The sequence below is a fragment of the Herbaspirillum sp. GW821-FHT09A12 genome, assembly GCF_059418325.1.
This window is the reverse complement of the sequence record NZ_JBWKPR010000002.1, coordinates 256,866-272,359: the sequence shown is the minus strand read 5'-3', so window position 1 is coordinate 272,359 and position 15,494 is coordinate 256,866. Positions and strand designations below refer to the sequence as shown.

15 protein-coding genes and 1 tRNA gene are annotated in these 15,494 nt (G+C 63.9%); 7 read left to right on the top strand and 9 right to left on the bottom strand.

Annotated features, from left to right (window positions below):
* Positions 1-26: 26 nt before the first annotated feature.
* The 4 genes from clpP to AC07N6_RS06345 all read right to left on the bottom strand — a co-directional run bounded on the left by clpP (position 27) and on the right by AC07N6_RS06345 (position 3,093).
* On the bottom strand, positions 27-653 hold the full coding sequence (gene clpP / locus AC07N6_RS06360; protein ID WP_494779471.1) for an ATP-dependent Clp endopeptidase proteolytic subunit ClpP: 627 nt from the start codon (positions 651-653) through the stop codon (positions 27-29).
* A 50-nt stretch (positions 654-703) separates the two neighbouring features.
* On the bottom strand, positions 704-2,053 hold the full coding sequence (gene tig, locus AC07N6_RS06355) for a trigger factor (RefSeq protein WP_494779470.1): 1,350 nt from the start codon (positions 2,051-2,053) through the stop codon (positions 704-706).
* Between the two features lie 309 nt (positions 2,054-2,362).
* Positions 2,363-2,851 (bottom strand): CreA family protein, encoded by a 489-nt coding sequence (locus AC07N6_RS06350; protein WP_494779469.1) that lies wholly within the window; start codon positions 2,849-2,851, stop codon positions 2,363-2,365.
* A gap of 47 nt (positions 2,852-2,898) precedes the next feature.
* The gene (locus AC07N6_RS06345; RefSeq protein ID WP_494779468.1) at positions 2,899-3,093 is read right to left on the bottom strand and encodes a DUF1653 domain-containing protein; all 195 of its coding nucleotides are present in this window, start codon (positions 3,091-3,093) and stop codon (positions 2,899-2,901) included.
* A gap of 271 nt (positions 3,094-3,364) precedes the next feature.
* Here AC07N6_RS06345 and AC07N6_RS06340 point away from each other — a divergent pair.
* The 3 genes from AC07N6_RS06340 (at position 3,365) to hpnC (ending at position 4,701) form a co-directional block, all read left to right on the top strand.
* Positions 3,365-3,451, top strand: a tRNA-Leu gene (locus tag AC07N6_RS06340).
* Between the two features lie 84 nt (positions 3,452-3,535).
* Entirely contained in the window at positions 3,536-3,817 is a 282-nt protein-coding gene (locus tag AC07N6_RS06335; protein ID WP_494779467.1) for a hypothetical protein, read from the top strand.
* 74 nt (positions 3,818-3,891) lie between these two features.
* A complete protein-coding gene (gene hpnC / locus AC07N6_RS06330; RefSeq protein WP_494779466.1) occupies positions 3,892-4,701 on the top strand; it encodes a squalene synthase HpnC in 810 nt (269 codons plus the stop codon).
* A gap of 58 nt (positions 4,702-4,759) precedes the next feature.
* On the opposite strand, the gene AC07N6_RS06325 is transcribed toward hpnC, so the two are convergent.
* A complete protein-coding gene (locus AC07N6_RS06325; protein ID WP_141916699.1) occupies positions 4,760-5,596 on the bottom strand; it encodes an HDOD domain-containing protein in 837 nt (278 codons plus the stop codon).
* Positions 5,597-5,924: 328 nt separating this feature from the next.
* On the opposite strand from AC07N6_RS06325, the gene hpnD reads away from it, so the two are divergent.
* From hpnD to AC07N6_RS06310, 3 genes are all read left to right on the top strand, one after another.
* Positions 5,925-6,758, top strand: a complete 834-nt coding sequence (gene hpnD, locus AC07N6_RS06320; RefSeq protein ID WP_141916696.1) for a presqualene diphosphate synthase HpnD — start codon at positions 5,925-5,927, stop codon at positions 6,756-6,758.
* Positions 6,758-8,131: a hydroxysqualene dehydroxylase HpnE gene (hpnE, locus tag AC07N6_RS06315; RefSeq protein ID WP_494779465.1), complete on the top strand. Its 1,374-nt coding sequence runs from the start codon at positions 6,758-6,760 to the stop codon at positions 8,129-8,131. Before hpnD ends, hpnE begins: the two co-directional genes overlap by 1 nt.
* Before the next feature lie 243 nt (positions 8,132-8,374).
* Entirely contained in the window at positions 8,375-9,517 is a 1,143-nt protein-coding gene (locus tag AC07N6_RS06310; protein ID WP_494779464.1) for an alpha-hydroxy acid oxidase, read from the top strand.
* A gap of 82 nt (positions 9,518-9,599) precedes the next feature.
* On the opposite strand, the gene AC07N6_RS06305 is transcribed toward AC07N6_RS06310, so the two are convergent.
* From AC07N6_RS06305 to AC07N6_RS06290, 4 genes are read right to left on the bottom strand one after another with little or no spacing between them, the layout of a single operon-like run.
* A complete protein-coding gene (locus AC07N6_RS06305) occupies positions 9,600-10,274 on the bottom strand; it encodes an ankyrin repeat domain-containing protein (RefSeq protein ID WP_494779463.1) in 675 nt (224 codons plus the stop codon).
* A complete protein-coding gene (locus tag AC07N6_RS06300) occupies positions 10,271-11,050 on the bottom strand; it encodes a TatD family hydrolase (protein WP_494779462.1) in 780 nt (259 codons plus the stop codon). The genes AC07N6_RS06305 and AC07N6_RS06300 overlap by 4 nt, the downstream gene beginning before the upstream one ends.
* 57 nt (positions 11,051-11,107) lie before the next feature.
* Positions 11,108-11,656 (bottom strand): response regulator transcription factor, encoded by a 549-nt coding sequence (locus AC07N6_RS06295; protein ID WP_494779461.1) that lies wholly within the window; start codon positions 11,654-11,656, stop codon positions 11,108-11,110.
* Positions 11,657-11,702: 46 nt separating this feature from the next.
* Entirely contained in the window at positions 11,703-13,019 is a 1,317-nt protein-coding gene (locus AC07N6_RS06290; RefSeq protein ID WP_494779460.1) for an ATP-binding protein, read from the bottom strand.
* A gap of 184 nt (positions 13,020-13,203) precedes the next feature.
* Here AC07N6_RS06290 and AC07N6_RS06285 point away from each other — a divergent pair, with 184 nt between their 5' ends.
* Positions 13,204-15,405: a TonB-dependent receptor gene (locus tag AC07N6_RS06285; protein ID WP_494779459.1), complete on the top strand. Its 2,202-nt coding sequence runs from the start codon at positions 13,204-13,206 to the stop codon at positions 15,403-15,405.
* The last annotated feature ends 89 nt before the right edge of the window (positions 15,406-15,494 follow it).

Below are 15,494 nucleotides of genomic sequence, written 5' to 3'. Positions count from 1 at the left end.
TTTACGCGTTTTACGGCAACGCAAACTCAGGCGCGCTCGTGCAATACCTTGTCAATCAGGCCATACTCCACTGCGGCATCGGCCGACATGAAGTTGTCGCGATCGGTATCCTTGCCGATCTGATCGACCGTGCGGCCGGTCTTTTCAGCCAGGATATTGTTCAAACGCTCGCGCAGGTACAGGATCTCGCGCGCCTGGATCTCGATATCCGATGCCTGCCCCTGGGCGCCGCCCAGGGGTTGGTGGATCATGATACGGGAGTTCGGCAGCGAGAAACGCTTGCCCTTGGCGCCGGCGGCCAGCAGGAACGCGCCCATCGACGCGGCCAGGCCGGTGCACAGCGTCGACACTTGCGGCTTGATGAACTGCATGGTGTCGAAGATCGCCATGCCGGCCGAGACCGAACCGCCCGGCGAGTTGATGTACAGCGAAATGTCCTTGTCCGGATTTTCGCTTTCCAGGAACAGCAACTGGGCGACGATCAGGTTGGCCGAAGCATCGTTGACCGGTCCGACCAGGAAAATGATGCGTTCCTTCAACAGGCGCGAGTAAATGTCGTACGCGCGCTCGCCGCGGCCGCTCTGTTCAATCACCATCGGCACCATGCCGAGCATTTGCGTGTCCAGTGCAGACTCCTTGATCAGACCTGTCATGTGTGCATCCTTAGCGTAAAAGTTTTCCGATACTACGCGAGAAAACCGGATTACGCTTGCGCCTGATTGCCCATCAGTTCGTCGAACGAAACCGGCTTTTCCGAAACATTGGCCTTGCCGAGAACGTAATTGACGACGTTTTCTTCCAAAACAAGAGCTTCGACTTCGGCCAGGCGGCGGCGGTCGGAGAAGTAGTACTTCAGCACTTGCTGCGGATCTTCGTAGCTTTGCGCGAAGTCTTCGATCTGCGCCTTGACCTGCTCTTCGGTGGCATCCAGCTTGTTCTGCTTGACCACTTCAGCCAGGATCAGGCCCAGGCGGACGCGACGCTCGGCCTGGGCGGTAAACAGTTCCTTCGGCAGCTGCATGACCTTCGGGTCCATGCCGCGCTGGGCCATGTCTTGCTTGGCCATTTCCGACAGGCGCTCGACATCCTGCTCGACCAGGGCCTTGGGCACGTCCAGGTCGCTCGCCTTGATCAGCGCGTCCATCACGCTGTCCTTGGTCTTGGCCTTGGTGCGCGCGCTCACTTCGCGTTCCAGGTTCTTCTTGATGTCTTCGCGCATCTTGGACAGGTCGCCGTCCTCGATGCCCAGCGATTGGGCGAAGTCGGCGTCGACTTCAGGCATGTGCGCCCATTCGAGCTGCTTCAGGGTGATGGTGAATTCCGCAGTCTTGCCGGCCACGTCCTTGCCGTGGTAATCCTCGGGGAACGGCAGCGGGAAGGTCTTCGACTCGCCGACCTTCAGGCCGAGGGTGGCGGCTTCGAATTCCGGCAGCATGCGGCCTTCGCCCAGCACGAACGGGAAATCGTCAGCCTTGCCGCCCTGGAATTCCACGCCGTCGATCTTGCCCACGAAGTCGACCGTCACACGGTCGCCGTTCTGTGCCGACTGGTCGGCGCCGCCGTCGCCGTGCGCGCCTTGCTCGCCCTTGACGTGGTAGTGCACGCGCTGCTTGCGCAGGATGTCGATGGTCTTGTCGATTTCAGCGTCGGAAACCGATGCGGTGGTCTTCTCCACTTGCGCGCCGGACAGGTCGCCGATGGCCACTTCCGGATACACTTCGAAGGTGGCGTTGAAAGCCAGTTGGCCTTCGCCGGCTTCTTCGCTGGTCTTGGGTTCGATCGACGGGAAACCGGCCACGCGCAGGTTGTTCTCGACCGCGGCGTCGTTAAATGCGCGGCCGACCTTGTCGTTCAGGACTTCGGTTTCGACCTGGTAGCCGAACTGTGCGGCAACCATCTTCATCGGCACTTTACCTGGACGGAAGCCCGGCGCCTTGGCAGTGCGGGCACGCACCTTCAGGCGCTTTTCCACTTCAGCCTGAACATCGGCCAGCGGGAAAGTCAGGGTCATACGACGTTCGAGTTTGCTCAGGGTTTCGACTGCAGTTGCCATTTAAATCGTCCAAATAATTAAGAATTCCGTAAGCCGGAGCATTCGCTTTCCCATCCGCATCGATGTGCCCGGACGAAAAGCGGCCTGCCCGACCGCGCTAAAGCTCTCTATTTTATACGCAAAAACCGCGCGGAGTCCAAAATTGGACGCGTGGCCGCGCAAAGCCCATCCAAAGTGCCGGCGCTGCCTTGAAACGCAGGCCAAGGCTGGCAGTTGCAAGGATTTCATCGCGCCTGGCGGCCGCCGCGCGGAGTGCTGATTTCCGCCAGGCAACCGGCGTCGGCGAGCAGCGCCGGACCAGCGCCACGATTACTTGACCGGAATCGGCGCCGACGCCGCCACCGGCACGGCCGTGACCGCATTCATCGGGCTGCCGTCGATCAACTTGTCCGAATAGGTCAGGTAGACCAGGGTATTGCGCTTGACGTCCACCACCCGCACCACATGCAGGCGCTTGAACAGGATCGACATGCGTTCGGTAAACACGTCCTCCTGCACCGGCAGCTTGCCGTTGAATTGCACCGTGGGCGCAACCTGGCGGCAGGCGATCGACGCTTCCGCCTTGTCTTCGGCCAGGCCGACCGTCCCCTTGACGCCGCCGGTGCGCGCGCGGGAGACGTAACAGGTCACGCCGATCACCTTGGGGTCGTCATAGGCTTCGATCACCACCCGGTCGTTCTTGCCCAGCCAGCGGAAGGCCGTGCTCACGTCCGCCAGCTCATCTGCCGCCGCGCTGCCTGCCACGACGGCGCCGACACAGAGAAAAAGACCCGCCAGGGAATGTGCGTTGAGTTTCATGAATGTCTACCTGCTGTGAATGGAGGAAAGAAAAAGACTGCGGCAAATCAGTCGGCCATCAGCCCGAAGCGCGGCACTTGCTTGCCGTCGACTTCGACTGTCTCATGGAAGACCTCGCGCGGCCGTATCCACAAGCTGCCGTTGGCGGCGCGATAGACGACCATGGGCGTCAGGTCCGACTCCAGCGTGGCCTCGCCGACAAATTCATAGATGCCGCCTTTGTAATGGCGATAGCGTGTCATGGCAATGTCCGAAAAGTGAGATAAACACTGGCGCAACGCCAGGCCCGGCATGGTACTACCGAACCGGCAAAACGCAACATCCGACAACAAGGCGCAAGCGCGCGCGGCCGCTTGCCCGAGGCGCGCATCGGGCGTTTCCGAAAAACGCAGACATGCGCAACGGCATGCAGTACAATAGCGCGCTTTACGAAAATGCTACCCGCATCGGTAGCGGCAGGCTTGCCGCAAGACGGCTTCCAGACTGCTATCGCGCCGATGTCCGACACCTTCAGCGAGGATGGCGAAATTGGTAGACGCACCAGGTTTAGGTCCTGACGCCAGCAATGGTGTGGGGGTTCGAGTCCCCCTCCTCGCACCAGACGATCCCTTGATATTGCATGCCTCCCGGTCCTGAACGATCCAGGCGCCCGGAGGCCGTTCAGGCCAGCGCCCAGGAACCATCATGCCGACCCAGGAAGAATTCGACGCCTTGAAGCAAAGCCACAACGCCTTGCTCAACAAATTCATCGAAAACAATACCGCCGACCAGATCCTGTTCTCGACGCTGTTTACCGCCGCCGCAGTGCTGTCCAAGGATGGCCGCCAGTTCACCCAGGGCGCCATGGGCATCGCGCGCTCGCTGGCATCGCAATTGGCGGCCGGGGGCACCATGCCCCAGTCGCTGCTCGACACCGTCGAAACCCGCATCGCGACCATCGAAGCGCTGCTCCAGGACAAGTTCTGAGGCATCTCCGCCCGCTGCATGCCATAGCGTATAGTCGGCCCCACATTTTGCAACGCGAATAGAAAAGCGGCGTCATGGCTGTCGACCACTACGAAAACTTTCCTGTCGCCTCCCTGCTGTTGCCGGCCCGCCTGCGGCCCGCGGTGAGCGCCATCTATGGCTTCGCGCGCAGCGCCGACGATATCGCCGACGAGGGCGATGCCCAACCCGCGCAGCGCCTGGCCGCGCTGCAAGCCTACGAAGAGCAGCTCGACCTGATCGCCGGCGCCGGGCATTGCGAGGCCCCCATCTTCCGCCGCCTGCAGCACGCCGTCGGCCAACACCAGTTGCCGCTGCAGCCCATGCGCGACCTGCTCTCGGCCTTCAAGCAGGATGTCGTGACCACCCGCTATGCGCGCTATGAAGACCTGCTGGACTATTGCCGCCGCTCGGCCAATCCGGTCGGCGCCCTGATGCTGCACCTGTACGGCGCCCCGACCGAACAGAACCTGCGCGACTCCGACGCCATCTGCACTGCCCTGCAACTGATCAACTTCTGGCAAGACGTCGCCATCGACTGGCAAAAATCGCGCATCTACCTGCCGCTGGAAGACCTGGCGCGCTTCGGCGTGAGCGAACAAGACATCGCCGCTGCCCGGGCGGATGCCCGCTGGCAAGCGCTGATGCGGTTTGAGGTGGAACGCGCGCGCACGCTGATGCTGTCGGGCGCGCCCTTGGCAAAACGCCTGCCGGGACGGATCGGCTGGGAGCTGCGGCTGGTAGTCCAGGGCGGATTGCGCATCCTGGAGCGCATCGGGCGGGTCAACGGCGATGTATTTCGTCACCGGCCCAAGCTGGGCCGGGCCGATTGGCTGGCAATAGGCTGGCGCGGCCTCACCATGTGACAACGCCCGCCGGGCCATTCCGGCCGGGCGGGCGCAACAGCCTCGAAAACCGCGTCGATCAGACCAGCAAGGCCGTGGTGAGCGAGCGGATCTGCTCTTCCGAATCGTCCAGCAGACCGCGCAGCGACTGGTCGCCGATATAGTCGTCGACCAGGCTCTCGCCGCCGATGCCGGCTTCGGCCACCGTGCGCTGGAACGGCGAAGGCACCGGCGACAATTCCTTGGCCAGCAGCAAGACATCGCCGATGGTGACCGGCGGCAGCACGCGCACGCCATGCCACAGGGACTCGATCGCCTCCGTCACCGGCTGCGGCACGCCCAGCTTCTTGAGCACGGCGCGGCCGATCATCTTCTCGCCATATTCCGCCCAATCCTCGGCGCCGCCCGCCAGCAAATCCGGGAATTCATCGGTGCGCGAGAGCAGGTAAAAACCGCCGACCTCATGGACGATGCCGGCGAACATCGCCGTTTCCGGGTCGCCGTTGGTCAGCTTGGCGGTCAGCACGTGGGCCGTGGCCGCCACGTGGGCGCAGTGTTCCCACAGTTGCGCGGCCTTGATGCGCATGGCCGGGTTGCCGATGGTGCGGCCCAGCTGGCGCACGATGACCGAGGTGGTAATGGTGTTGAGGGTGCGAAAGCCCAGCCGCATGACGGCGACGCGCACATTGTTGATCTCGCCGCCGGAGCGGTTGTAGGCGGCCGAATTGGCGATGGCGACGGTACGCGCCGACACCAGCGGCTCGGCCATCACCAGCTTGGCGGCCTGCTCCAGGTGGCAGTCGGGATCCGACAATGCCTGTTGCAGCTTGATCGATGCGCTGACGTTGGCCGGGAACACCAGCTCCCCGCGTCCGGCCTGCGATGCGATGTTGCGAAAGATTTCCAGTCTGTCCATGACGTCTCCAGCCTCCCAGGTTATTCGGCCGGCCTGCTGCAAGGCAGCAGGCCGTCTGCGTGCGTTCTTCCTTGTCCGTGCGACCGTCCAGTTGCTTCCATATCGGCAGGAGCCGTCCTGTTTTTACCGGCTTCGCACATTTTTTGCAGCGGCAATGCGATGCCTTGAGCTTAATGGACATCGTTGGCCGCCGCAATACGATGGCCGCGCCGCATTTGCCCTCCCGTGCACACTCGGCTAGCATAGCGCCTTTGCCGGATTTTGCCCGTCCCGGCGCCAAACGGTCATCCAAGGCATTTGTACGCCACGCACCCCACCGCCGCTACCCATGTCTCCAGACGAATACTGCCAGCAGAAGGCCGCCGCCAGCGGCTCCAGCTTTTACTACAGCTTCCTGTTCCTGCCGCCGGAACGCCGGCGCGCGATCACGGCGCTGTACGCCTTCTGCCGCGAAGTCGACGACACGGTCGATGAAATCGAAGATGCGATGGTGGCCCGCACCAAGCTGATGTGGTGGCGCAAGGAAATCGCCGCCATGCTGGAGGGCGCCCCGACCCACCCGGTGACCAAGGCCCTGCATCCGCACGTGGCCGTCTACCAGCTCAAGGGCGAGCACCTGCAGGCCATCATCGACGGCATGGAGATGGACCTCGACCAAAGCCGCTATCTCGACTACCCCGGCCTGCAGCGCTATTGCTGGCACGTGGCCGGCGTGGTGGGCATCCTCTCGGCCAGCATCTTCGGCCATACCCAGGGCGGCACCCTGCTCTACGCGGAAAAGCTGGGCCTGGCTTTCCAGCTCACCAACATCATCCGCGATGTCGGCGAAGACGGCCGCCGCGGCCGCATCTACCTGCCCGTCAACGAACTGCAGCAATTCAACGTGACCGCCGCCGACATCCTCCACGGCCGCCACAGCGATCGCTTCGAGGCACTGATGAAATTCCAGGTGCAGCGCGCCCAGGCCATCTACGACGAAGCCTTCGCCCTGCTGCCCAAGGAAGACCGCCGCGCACAGCGCCCCGGCCTGATGATGGCGGCGATCTACCGCACCCTGCTCGATGAAATCGAGCGCGACGGCTACCAGGTACTGAGCCAGCGCATCTCCCTCACGCCCATCCGCAAGCTGTGGCTGGCGTGGAAAACCTACGTATTCGGCTGATGCCCAACCACTCCGCGCGCCACTATGCGCGCCACTACGCCGTCATCGGCGGCGGCTGGGCCGGCTGCGCGGCGGCCGTCACGCTGGCGGCGGCCGGCCGCCGGGTCAGCCTGTTCGAGGCCGGCAAGATCCTCGGCGGACGCGCGCGCCGCGTGGAGATCGACGGCCGCACGCTGGACAACGGCCAGCACATCCTGCTAGGCGCCTATGGCGCCTCGCTCAAGCTGATGAAGCAAGTCGGCGTCAAGCCGGCCGCGGCCTTGCTGCGCCTGCCGCTGCAGATGCGCTATCCGCTGCAAGCCGGCGGCGATGGCATGGACTTCGTCGCGCCGCGCCTGCCGGCGCCGCTGCATATGACCATCGCGTTGCTGCGCGCCAAGGGATTGGGCAAGGAAGACAAGATGGCGCTGGCGCGCTTTTCCACCAGCGCGCGCTGGATGGGCTGGCAGTTGCACCAGGACTGCAGCGTGGCCGAGTTGCTGGAACGCTTCGAACAGACGCCGCGCCTGATCCGGCTGATGTGGAACCCGCTCTGCATCGCGGCCCTGAACACGCCCCCGGAACGGGCCTCGGCCCAGGTATTCCTGAACGTGCTGCGCGACAGCCTGGGCGCGCGCCGCGCGGCATCCGACATGCTGATTCCGCGCATCGACCTGAGCGCCCTCTTGCCGCAGGCCGCCGCCGCCTACATCGAACAACGCGGCGGGCAAGCCATCGCCGGCGCCGCGGTCGCCGGCCTGCACGCCAGCGGCGCGGCCGGCGCCTGGCGCCTGCAAGACCGCCAGGGCGGCAACCTTGGCGAATTCGCCGGGGTCATCGTCGCCACCGGCCCCGATGCCGCCGCGCAATTGCTGGACGGCGCCCAGGGGCTGGCCGGCGCTTGCGACACCGGCGCCTTGCATGCGCTGGCGTACGAACCGATCACCACCTGCTACCTGCAATACGCGCCGGCGCTGCGCCTGCCGCTGCCGTTCTGCGCGCTGGCCGACGACGGGCAGCGTCGCGCCTGGGGACAATTCGTCTTCGACCGCGGGCAACTGAGCGCCGATGCGGCCGATGCCGGACTGCTGGCGGTCGTCGTCAGCGCCGCCGGCCAGGCCATCGCCGACGGCCACGCGGCGCTGCTCGACGGCATCGCCCGGCAATTGGCGGCCGACTTCGGACGCCCCGAGTTGTCCGTTCCGCAATGGGGCAAGGTCATCACCGAAAAGCGCGCGACATTTTCCTGCACGCCGGGGCTGCAACGGCCGACCAATGCCGGCTTGCCGCCCGGGCTCGCGCTGGCCGGCGACTATGTGGCGGGCGACTATCCGGCCACGCTGGAAGGCGCGGTGCGCAGCGGCATCGCAGCCGCCCGGGCCATGCTTGCCTGAGGTAGATGCCAAAGCAGATGCCAACGCGGATGCCGCACCGGGAAAATCCGCCCCCACATCATCCAAAACCCATAGCGCACCGCAGGTTCCGCCAATAGCCCCGGAACCCGGGGCCATATAAAATTTTCATGGATAGGCGGAAAGGGATTCACCCTACGCATCGCCGCTTTGATCTAGCATACGGACAAGCTCGGAGCAGCCCCGCGGCCATGTGCCGCGTTTCATTTTTACGGAGAAAACAATATGCCGGTCATGACCTGTGTCGAAGACTTTCGCCTGCTGGCGAAAAAACGGGTTCCCAAGGCCTTCTACGACTACGCCGACAGCGGCTCCTATACCGAGAGCACCTACCGCGCCAACAACGACGACCTGGCCGCGCTGAAGCTGCGCCAGCGCGTGGCGATCAATGTCGACGAGCGCAGCACCCGCACCAGCATGATCGGCCACGACGTCAGCATGCCGGTGGCGATCGCGCCGACCGGCCTGACCGGCATGCAATGGGCCAACGGCGAAATGCTGGGCGCCATGGCCGCCGAGAAGTTCGGCATCCCCTTCACCCTGTCGACCATGAGCATCTGCTCCATCGAAGATGTCGCCAGCGTGACCACCAAGCCGTTCTGGTTCCAGCTTTACGTGATGCGCGACCGCGGCTTCGTCAAGTCGATGATCGACCGCGCCAAGGCCGCCAAGTGCTCGGCGCTGGTGCTGACGCTGGACCTGCAGATCCTCGGCCAGCGCCACAAGGACCTGAAGAACGGCATGTCGGTGCCGCCCAAGCTGACCCTGGACACCCTGCTGGACCTGGCCAGCAAGCCCGGCTGGGCGCTACGCGCGCTGGGCGGCCGCAAGACTTTCGGCAACCTGGCCGGCCACATCAACGGCGGCAACAGCGGCAGCGGCGTGCAAACCCTGTCCAAGTGGACCGCCAGCCAGTTCGACCCGACCCTGAACTGGGACGACGTCGCCTGGATCAAGGAGCAATGGGGCGGCAAGTTGATCCTCAAGGGCATCCTCGACGTCGAAGATGCCAGGATCGCGGCCCAGACCGGCGCCGACGCGCTGGTGGTCTCCAACCACGGCGGCCGCCAGCTGGACGGCGCGATGTCGTCGATCCAGGCGCTGCCGGCGATTGCCGAAGCGGTCGGCGACCAGATCGAAGTCTGGTTCGACGGCGGCATCCGTTCCGGCCAGGACATCCTCAAGGCCGTGGCGCTGGGCGCCAAGGGCACCATGATCGGGCGTGCCTTCCTCTACAGCCTGGGCGCCATGGGCGGCGAAGGCGTCTCGCAGATGCTGGAAATCCTGCGCAAGGAACTGGACGTGAGCATGGCGCTGACCGGCACCAAGGACATCAAGGACGTCGGCCGCCAGATCCTCGTGCCCTGATTCCTGGCAAGAGGCCGCAGCCAATAAAAATCCCGGGCGTCGCAAGGCGGCCCGGGATTTTTCATGCGCCGAAGGCAGCTGTTCAGGAACGCGGTTTTTCCTGCAATACCTCGATCACTTCGGTCTGCCCATAGCGCCGCGCCAGATCCAGCGCGGTCAGGCCATCCTTGTTCTTCAGCGTGAGGTCGGCGCCGCCATCGCGCAATGCCGCGACCGCCGCCACCCGGCCGCGCATGGCGGCCAGCATCACCGGGGTCATCTGCTCATCCGGCGACTCGGCATCGACGTAGGCCGACGCTTCCAGCAGCAGGCCGACGATTTCGGCATTGCCGTTGATGGCGGCGTAATGCAAGGGCGCCCATCCCGGCCGGTTGACCTCGACCTCACGCGACAGCAACAGCTTCACCACCGGCACGTTGCCGTAGAAGGCCGCCAGCATCAACGGCGTATCGCCGTTGGTGGCTTGCGCCTCCAGGTTGACGTCAGGCGCGTTGACCAGCAGGCTGAAGGCCTGCATGGAGTCCTCGCGGATGGCCAGCATCAGGCCGGTATAACCGCGCCTGGGTTCGATCAGGTTGGGGCCCATTCCCCGCTGCATCAACTGCTTGAGGAAATAGACATTGTCCATGCGGATCGCCTGGAAATAGTCTTCATAGGCGCCGGCCCGGGCCGCGCCCGGCAACAGCATGGAGGTGTACAGCAATACGCGGCCGAAACGGCCGAAGCGGGAACGGATCTTTTCCAGCAAAGACGTCATGGCGCGATTCCAAACAACTTAAAGAAATTGTCGCTGGTCTGGCGCGCGACTTCGGCGGCGGAAATGCCGCGCAGGTCGGCGATGAATTCGCCGACGTGGCGCACATAGCCGGGTTCGTTGGTCTTGCCGCGAAACGGCACCGGCGCCAGGTAGGGCGAATCGGTCTCGATCAGCATGCGCTCCAACGGAATGGTGCGCGCCACCTGCTGCAGCTCCTTGGCCGACTTGAAGGTGACGATGCCGGAAAACGAGATGTAAAAACCCAGCTCGATGGCGGCATCGGCCACTTCCTGCGATTCGGTGAAGCAATGCATCACGCCCGCCGCGCCGCCGGCTGCCGGGCTGGCGCCTTCTTCGCGCAGGATGCGGATGGTGTCTTCCGAGGCCGAGCGAGTATGGATGATCAGCGGCTTGCCCGTGGCGCGCGAGGCGCGGATATGCGTGCGGAAACGCTCGCGCTGCCATTCCAGGTCGCCTTGCAGGCGGTAGTAGTCCAGCCCGGTCTCGCCGATGGCGACGATGCGCGGATGGTCGGCCAGCCTGACCAGTTGCTCGACATCCGGCTCGGGCGTGTCTTCATAGTCGGGATGCACGCCGACCGATGCGTAGATATTGGGATATTGCTCGGCCAGCGCCAGCACTTGCGGGAAGTCAGGCAGGTCGACCGATACGCACAAGGCATGGCTGACCTGGTTTTCGGCCATCTTGCCGAAAATCTCGGGCAAGCGCGTGGCGAGATCGGGAAAATTGATGTGGCAATGGGAATCGATGTACATGGCGCTATTGTAAAGCGATGCGCCGCAGGTGTCGCCCCCGCCGCCGGCCGAGGGGCGCTACTTCGCCACCGGCCGCTTGGCGAGCTTGCGCTGCAAGGTGCGGCGATGCATGTTGAGCACACGGGCGGTGGAAGAGATATTGCCCTCGTGCTCGGCCAATACCCGCTGGATATGCTCCCATTCCAGGCGCTCCAGCGACAGCGGAGCCGCCTCGTCGGCCGGCGGGGCGATACCGGGTGCTTCTTCCCGCGCATCCCCGTGGGCCAGCGCCGACAGGATGGAGTCGACATTGGCCGGCTTGGACAGGTAATTGTCGGCGCCCGCCTTGATCGCCTGCACCGTGGTGGCAATGCTGGCGTAACCGGTCAGCACCAGCAGGCGCGCATCCGGCAATGCCTGGCGCAGCGGCGACACCCATTGCAGGCCGGAATCCTTTTCCAGTTGCAGGTCGATGGTGGCGTAGTCGAAGCTTTCCTTGCGCGCCGCCGCCAGCGCCTCCTCGCCGCTATGAGCCACGATCGCGCGGAAACCCCGGCGCGTGAGCGAACGCGCCAGGGTACCGGCAAAAACGTCGTTGTCGTCGAGGATCAGGAAAGCGGCACTCATCAAAAATCGGAAACCCGTCGTTATCGATACGTAAAACCAAACCGCGTCAGGATACGGGAAACTGCAATTCAGCCACCGTCCCCTCACCCACCGCCGAACGCAATTGCAAGCGGCCGCCCATCTGCGCCGCCGCCGCGAAGGCCAGCATCAGGCCGATGCCTTGCCCGCCGGAACGGCTGTCCACCGGCATGCGGCCCAGGCGCGCCAGCAATTCGGGGGCGATGCCGCAACCGTTGTCGGCAACCCGAATGATAGCCGTCTTTCGCTCCCCCTTGGCGGCAGCGCTGTCGCCGGCGGCCAGCGACAGGCGCACTTCGCCGTCGACGTTGCGCGTCTTGATCGCATGCGCGGCATTGTCGAGCAAGGTCAGCAGGATCTGCGACAAGTCCTGCAACTGGCCAGCGGCCGCGCCTTCCCAGCGCAGGTCGGCGGCCAGCGGCACGGCCGGATGGCGCAGGCGCCAGCCGTCGATCAGCGTTGCCAGCCACGGCCCCAGCGCGGCAGTCCGATCGGCTTGGGCATCCGCATCCAGGCGCATGTTTTCCAGCGCCGCCTTGCAGACGGCAATCTGTTCCTCGATCACGCGCAAGTCTTCCTGGTACGGCGCCAGCGCGGCATTGCCGGCCATGTCGCGCCGCATTTCACCGGCGATCACGGCCACGGTGGACAACGGCGTATTCAATGCATGCGCCGCGCCGGCGGCCTGCGTGCCCAGCGCCAGGATGCGCTGGCTCTGCAACTGGCGCTCGCGCGCCAGCGCCAACTCGCCGTCGCGCGACCTCACGGCGGCGGCAATGCGGGTGACGAACCAGGTGATCAGCAGCGCCGAGATCGAGAAATTGATCCACATCCCGGCCAGGTGGTAGGCCATCGCCTGCCCGTGGTCGTGGATGTGCAAGGGCTCGTAGAAGTAGACCAGCCCGGAATAGGCGGCCAGCGCGCACAGCGCCAACCCCAGGGCATACGGCCAGGCCAGCGTCGCCGCCCCGGCCGCCAGCGCCGGCAGGTAGAACGAAACAAACGGATTGGTCGCCCCACCCGAGAAAAACAGCAGAGCCGAGAGCACGGCGATATCCAGCAGCAGTTGCAGGAACAGCTCGCCCTGCCCGGCTGGCTGCACCCAGCGCATGCGCCCCCAGGTGGCGACGTTGATCAGCACCTGTAGGCCGATCAGCGCCAGCAAGGCCGGCAGCGGCAAGGCGATCCCAAGCCAGAAATGGGCCCCGGCCAGCACCAGCAACTCGCCGGCGACAGTGGCCCAGCGCAGCCAGAACAGGCGCGACAGCAATTGATGCCGGAACAACGCCCCGGCCAAAGCCCCATCCGGGGTCGACAAGGCGGCAGATTGGAATGTGGACTGCATGGCGCAATTATAAGGGTCGGAATAGGGGCCGGAATAAGGGCCGAAGCGTGGCGATTTATTCAAGGGCTCAAAATTGAGAATGAAGTTACAAATATAAATAATTCTCATTTATAATTTACAAGTCCGCTTCATCCAATCCGCTCAACCGGGCGCCAGGTTCCTGCATTCATTCAAACAAAAAGCCATGTCTATTCGCCTCACTCCGCTCGCCGCCGCCCTGGCGCTTGCATTCATTGCTCCCCTCTCGTCTTTTGCGCAATCCACTGAAAACAATGCCCCGGCCGATCCGAAGGATGGGCAGCCGCTGCCGACCGTGACCGTCAATGCCTCCGCGGACGCCTCGGCTGACGGCTTGCCGAAGGAATTTGCCGGCGGCCAGGTGGCGCGCGGCAGCCGCCTCGGCGTCCTGGGCAACGTCGACAACCTGGACAGTCCGATCCGCTCGATGGCCTATACCCAGCAATTGATCCAGGACCAGCAGGCCCATGGCGTGGGTGACGTCCTGAAGAACGATCCTGTGGTGCGCACCACTCGCGGCTTCGGCAACTTCCAGGAGTCGTACATGATTCGCGGTTTCATCGCCAACTCCGACGACCTGATGTACAACGGCCTGTTTGGCATCCTGCCGCGCCAGTACGTCGCCTCGGAAATGATGGAACGCGTGGAAGTCCTGTACGGCGCCAGCGCTTTCCTGAACGGCGCCACGCCTGGCAGTGCCGGCCTGGGCGGCACCATCAACATCGTTCCCAAGCGCGCATCCAATGAGCCGCTGACCAATGTCACCCTGGGCTATGAGTCCGGCAATTCGAAATATGGCGCCATCGACTTCTCGCGCCGGCTGGGCCCGGAAGATCGCCTGGGCATCCGTATCAACGCGGCGCGCCATGCCGGCGGCACCGGAGTTTCCCGGGAAAAGCGCGAGACCAACATGTTCTCGCTGGGGGCGGACTATCGCGGCAACAATTTCCGCCTGTCTGCCGACCTGGGCATCCAGGAAAACAACCTGACCAACATTCGTTCCAGCATTGCAGTGGGCGCCATCACCGCCGTCCCCGCCGCACCGAGCGGTTCCAGCAACAATGCGCAGCCCTGGGCCTATTCCAACGCCCGCGACATTTTCGGCACCATCCGGGGCGAATGGGACCTGTCGGACAGCACCACCGCCTGGGCCGCATTCGGCGCGCACCAGGGTACGGAGAACAACTCCCTTTCCGGCATCCGGGTGAACAACGCAAGCACTGGCGCTGCCTCCACCTACCGCTTCGATAACGCTCGCCAGGATGACGTCGCCACCGGCGAAGCCGGCGTGCGCACACAGTTCGCCACCGGCACGGTGCATCATAAGGTAGTTGCCTCAGCCTCGGCCTACTCCCTCGATTCGCGCAATGCCTACGGTTACTCCAGCTTCTACGCGCTGAACACCAACATCTACAACCCAATCCTCTACGCAACGCCTGCCTTGACGAATCTGGGCAACAATCTCAGCGATCCGCAGACCACGACGAAGACCAAACTTCTTAGCGCGGTCGTGTCGGACACCTTGGGCTTCTACGACGACAGCATCCTGCTGACCCTTGGCATACGCCAACAGCAGCTGAGAACCGAGTCTTACGCCTACAATACGCACGCTCAAACCACGATTGACCAAAGCGCCACTTCGCCCATGGCCGGCGTCGTCTTCAAGGTTCTCGACAATCTGTCGCTCTATGCGAACTACATCCAGGGGCTCCAGCAAGGCGAACAAGTCAGCACCTCGATCGGCGCGGCCAATCCTGGCGTATTCATGCCGCCCTACAAGGCCAAACAGAAGGAAATTGGCGTCAAATATGAAATCGGCGGCTTGGGCCTGGGCGCTGCGGTCTTTACTACCGATAAACCCTTGCAGTCCATGGATGCCACCACGAAAATCGTGTCCGCCAATGGCCTGCAGCGCAACCGTGGCATTGAATTGAGCGCCGTCGGCGAATTGGCCAGGGGAGTACGTTTGCTTTCCGGCGTCACGTTCCTGGATGCCCGGCAGCGCCAAACGCTGACGCCCGCCAACAACGGCAACTATGCGATCGGCGTTCCGAAGCTGCAAGCCAACGCCGGTCTCGAATATGACATCCCCGGCGTGAGCGGCCTGACCGTGAACGGCCGCGCCGCCTACACTTCGACCCAATATGTCGATGCCGCCAACAAGTTGCGCGTCCCGTCGTGGGTTCGTTACGATATCGGCGCGCGCTATCTCACCGATATCGGCGGCCGGGCCGTGACCTTCCGCGCCTCCATCGAGAACCTGGCGAACCGCAACTACTGGGAATCTGCCGGCGGCGCCTCCAACTCCGGTTACCTCGTGCAGGCCAACCCGCGCACGTTCAACACTTCGGTCTCGGTCGCGTTCTAAGACTTGCCGCACATCCTGTACTGCGAATAAAAATGCCCGATCCATCATGGACCGGGCATTTTTTACATCCACGCATCTCGCAAGCCGGT

Bases quoted from the DNA above. Each gene is read 5' to 3' on its own strand.
- hpnE (WP_494779465.1), top strand. From the start codon at position 6,758: ATGCCCAACCACTCCGCGCGCCACTATGCGCGCCACTACGCCGTCATC.
- AC07N6_RS06290 (WP_494779460.1), bottom strand. From the start codon at position 13,019: ATGCAGTCCACATTCCAATCTGCCGCCTTGTCGACCCCGGATGGGGCT.
- tig (WP_494779470.1), bottom strand. From the start codon at position 2,053: ATGGCAACTGCAGTCGAAACCCTGAGCAAACTCGAACGTCGTATGACC.
- AC07N6_RS06345 (WP_494779468.1), bottom strand. From the start codon at position 3,093: ATGACACGCTATCGCCATTACAAAGGCGGCATCTATGAATTTGTCGGC.
- AC07N6_RS06350 (WP_494779469.1), bottom strand. From the start codon at position 2,851: ATGAAACTCAACGCACATTCCCTGGCGGGTCTTTTTCTCTGTGTCGGC.
- AC07N6_RS06335 (WP_494779467.1), top strand. From the start codon at position 3,536: ATGCCGACCCAGGAAGAATTCGACGCCTTGAAGCAAAGCCACAACGCC.
- AC07N6_RS06325 (WP_141916699.1), bottom strand. From the start codon at position 5,596: ATGGACAGACTGGAAATCTTTCGCAACATCGCATCGCAGGCCGGACGC.
- AC07N6_RS06310 (WP_494779464.1), top strand. From the start codon at position 8,375: ATGCCGGTCATGACCTGTGTCGAAGACTTTCGCCTGCTGGCGAAAAAA.
- clpP (WP_494779471.1), bottom strand. From the start codon at position 653: ATGACAGGTCTGATCAAGGAGTCTGCACTGGACACGCAAATGCTCGGC.
- AC07N6_RS06300 (WP_494779462.1), bottom strand. From the start codon at position 11,050: ATGTACATCGATTCCCATTGCCACATCAATTTTCCCGATCTCGCCACG.
- AC07N6_RS06285 (WP_494779459.1), top strand. From the start codon at position 13,204: ATGTCTATTCGCCTCACTCCGCTCGCCGCCGCCCTGGCGCTTGCATTC.
- hpnD (WP_141916696.1), top strand. From the start codon at position 5,925: ATGTCTCCAGACGAATACTGCCAGCAGAAGGCCGCCGCCAGCGGCTCC.
- AC07N6_RS06305 (WP_494779463.1), bottom strand. From the start codon at position 10,274: ATGACGTCTTTGCTGGAAAAGATCCGTTCCCGCTTCGGCCGTTTCGGC.
- hpnC (WP_494779466.1), top strand. From the start codon at position 3,892: ATGGCTGTCGACCACTACGAAAACTTTCCTGTCGCCTCCCTGCTGTTG.
- AC07N6_RS06295 (WP_494779461.1), bottom strand. From the start codon at position 11,656: ATGAGTGCCGCTTTCCTGATCCTCGACGACAACGACGTTTTTGCCGGT.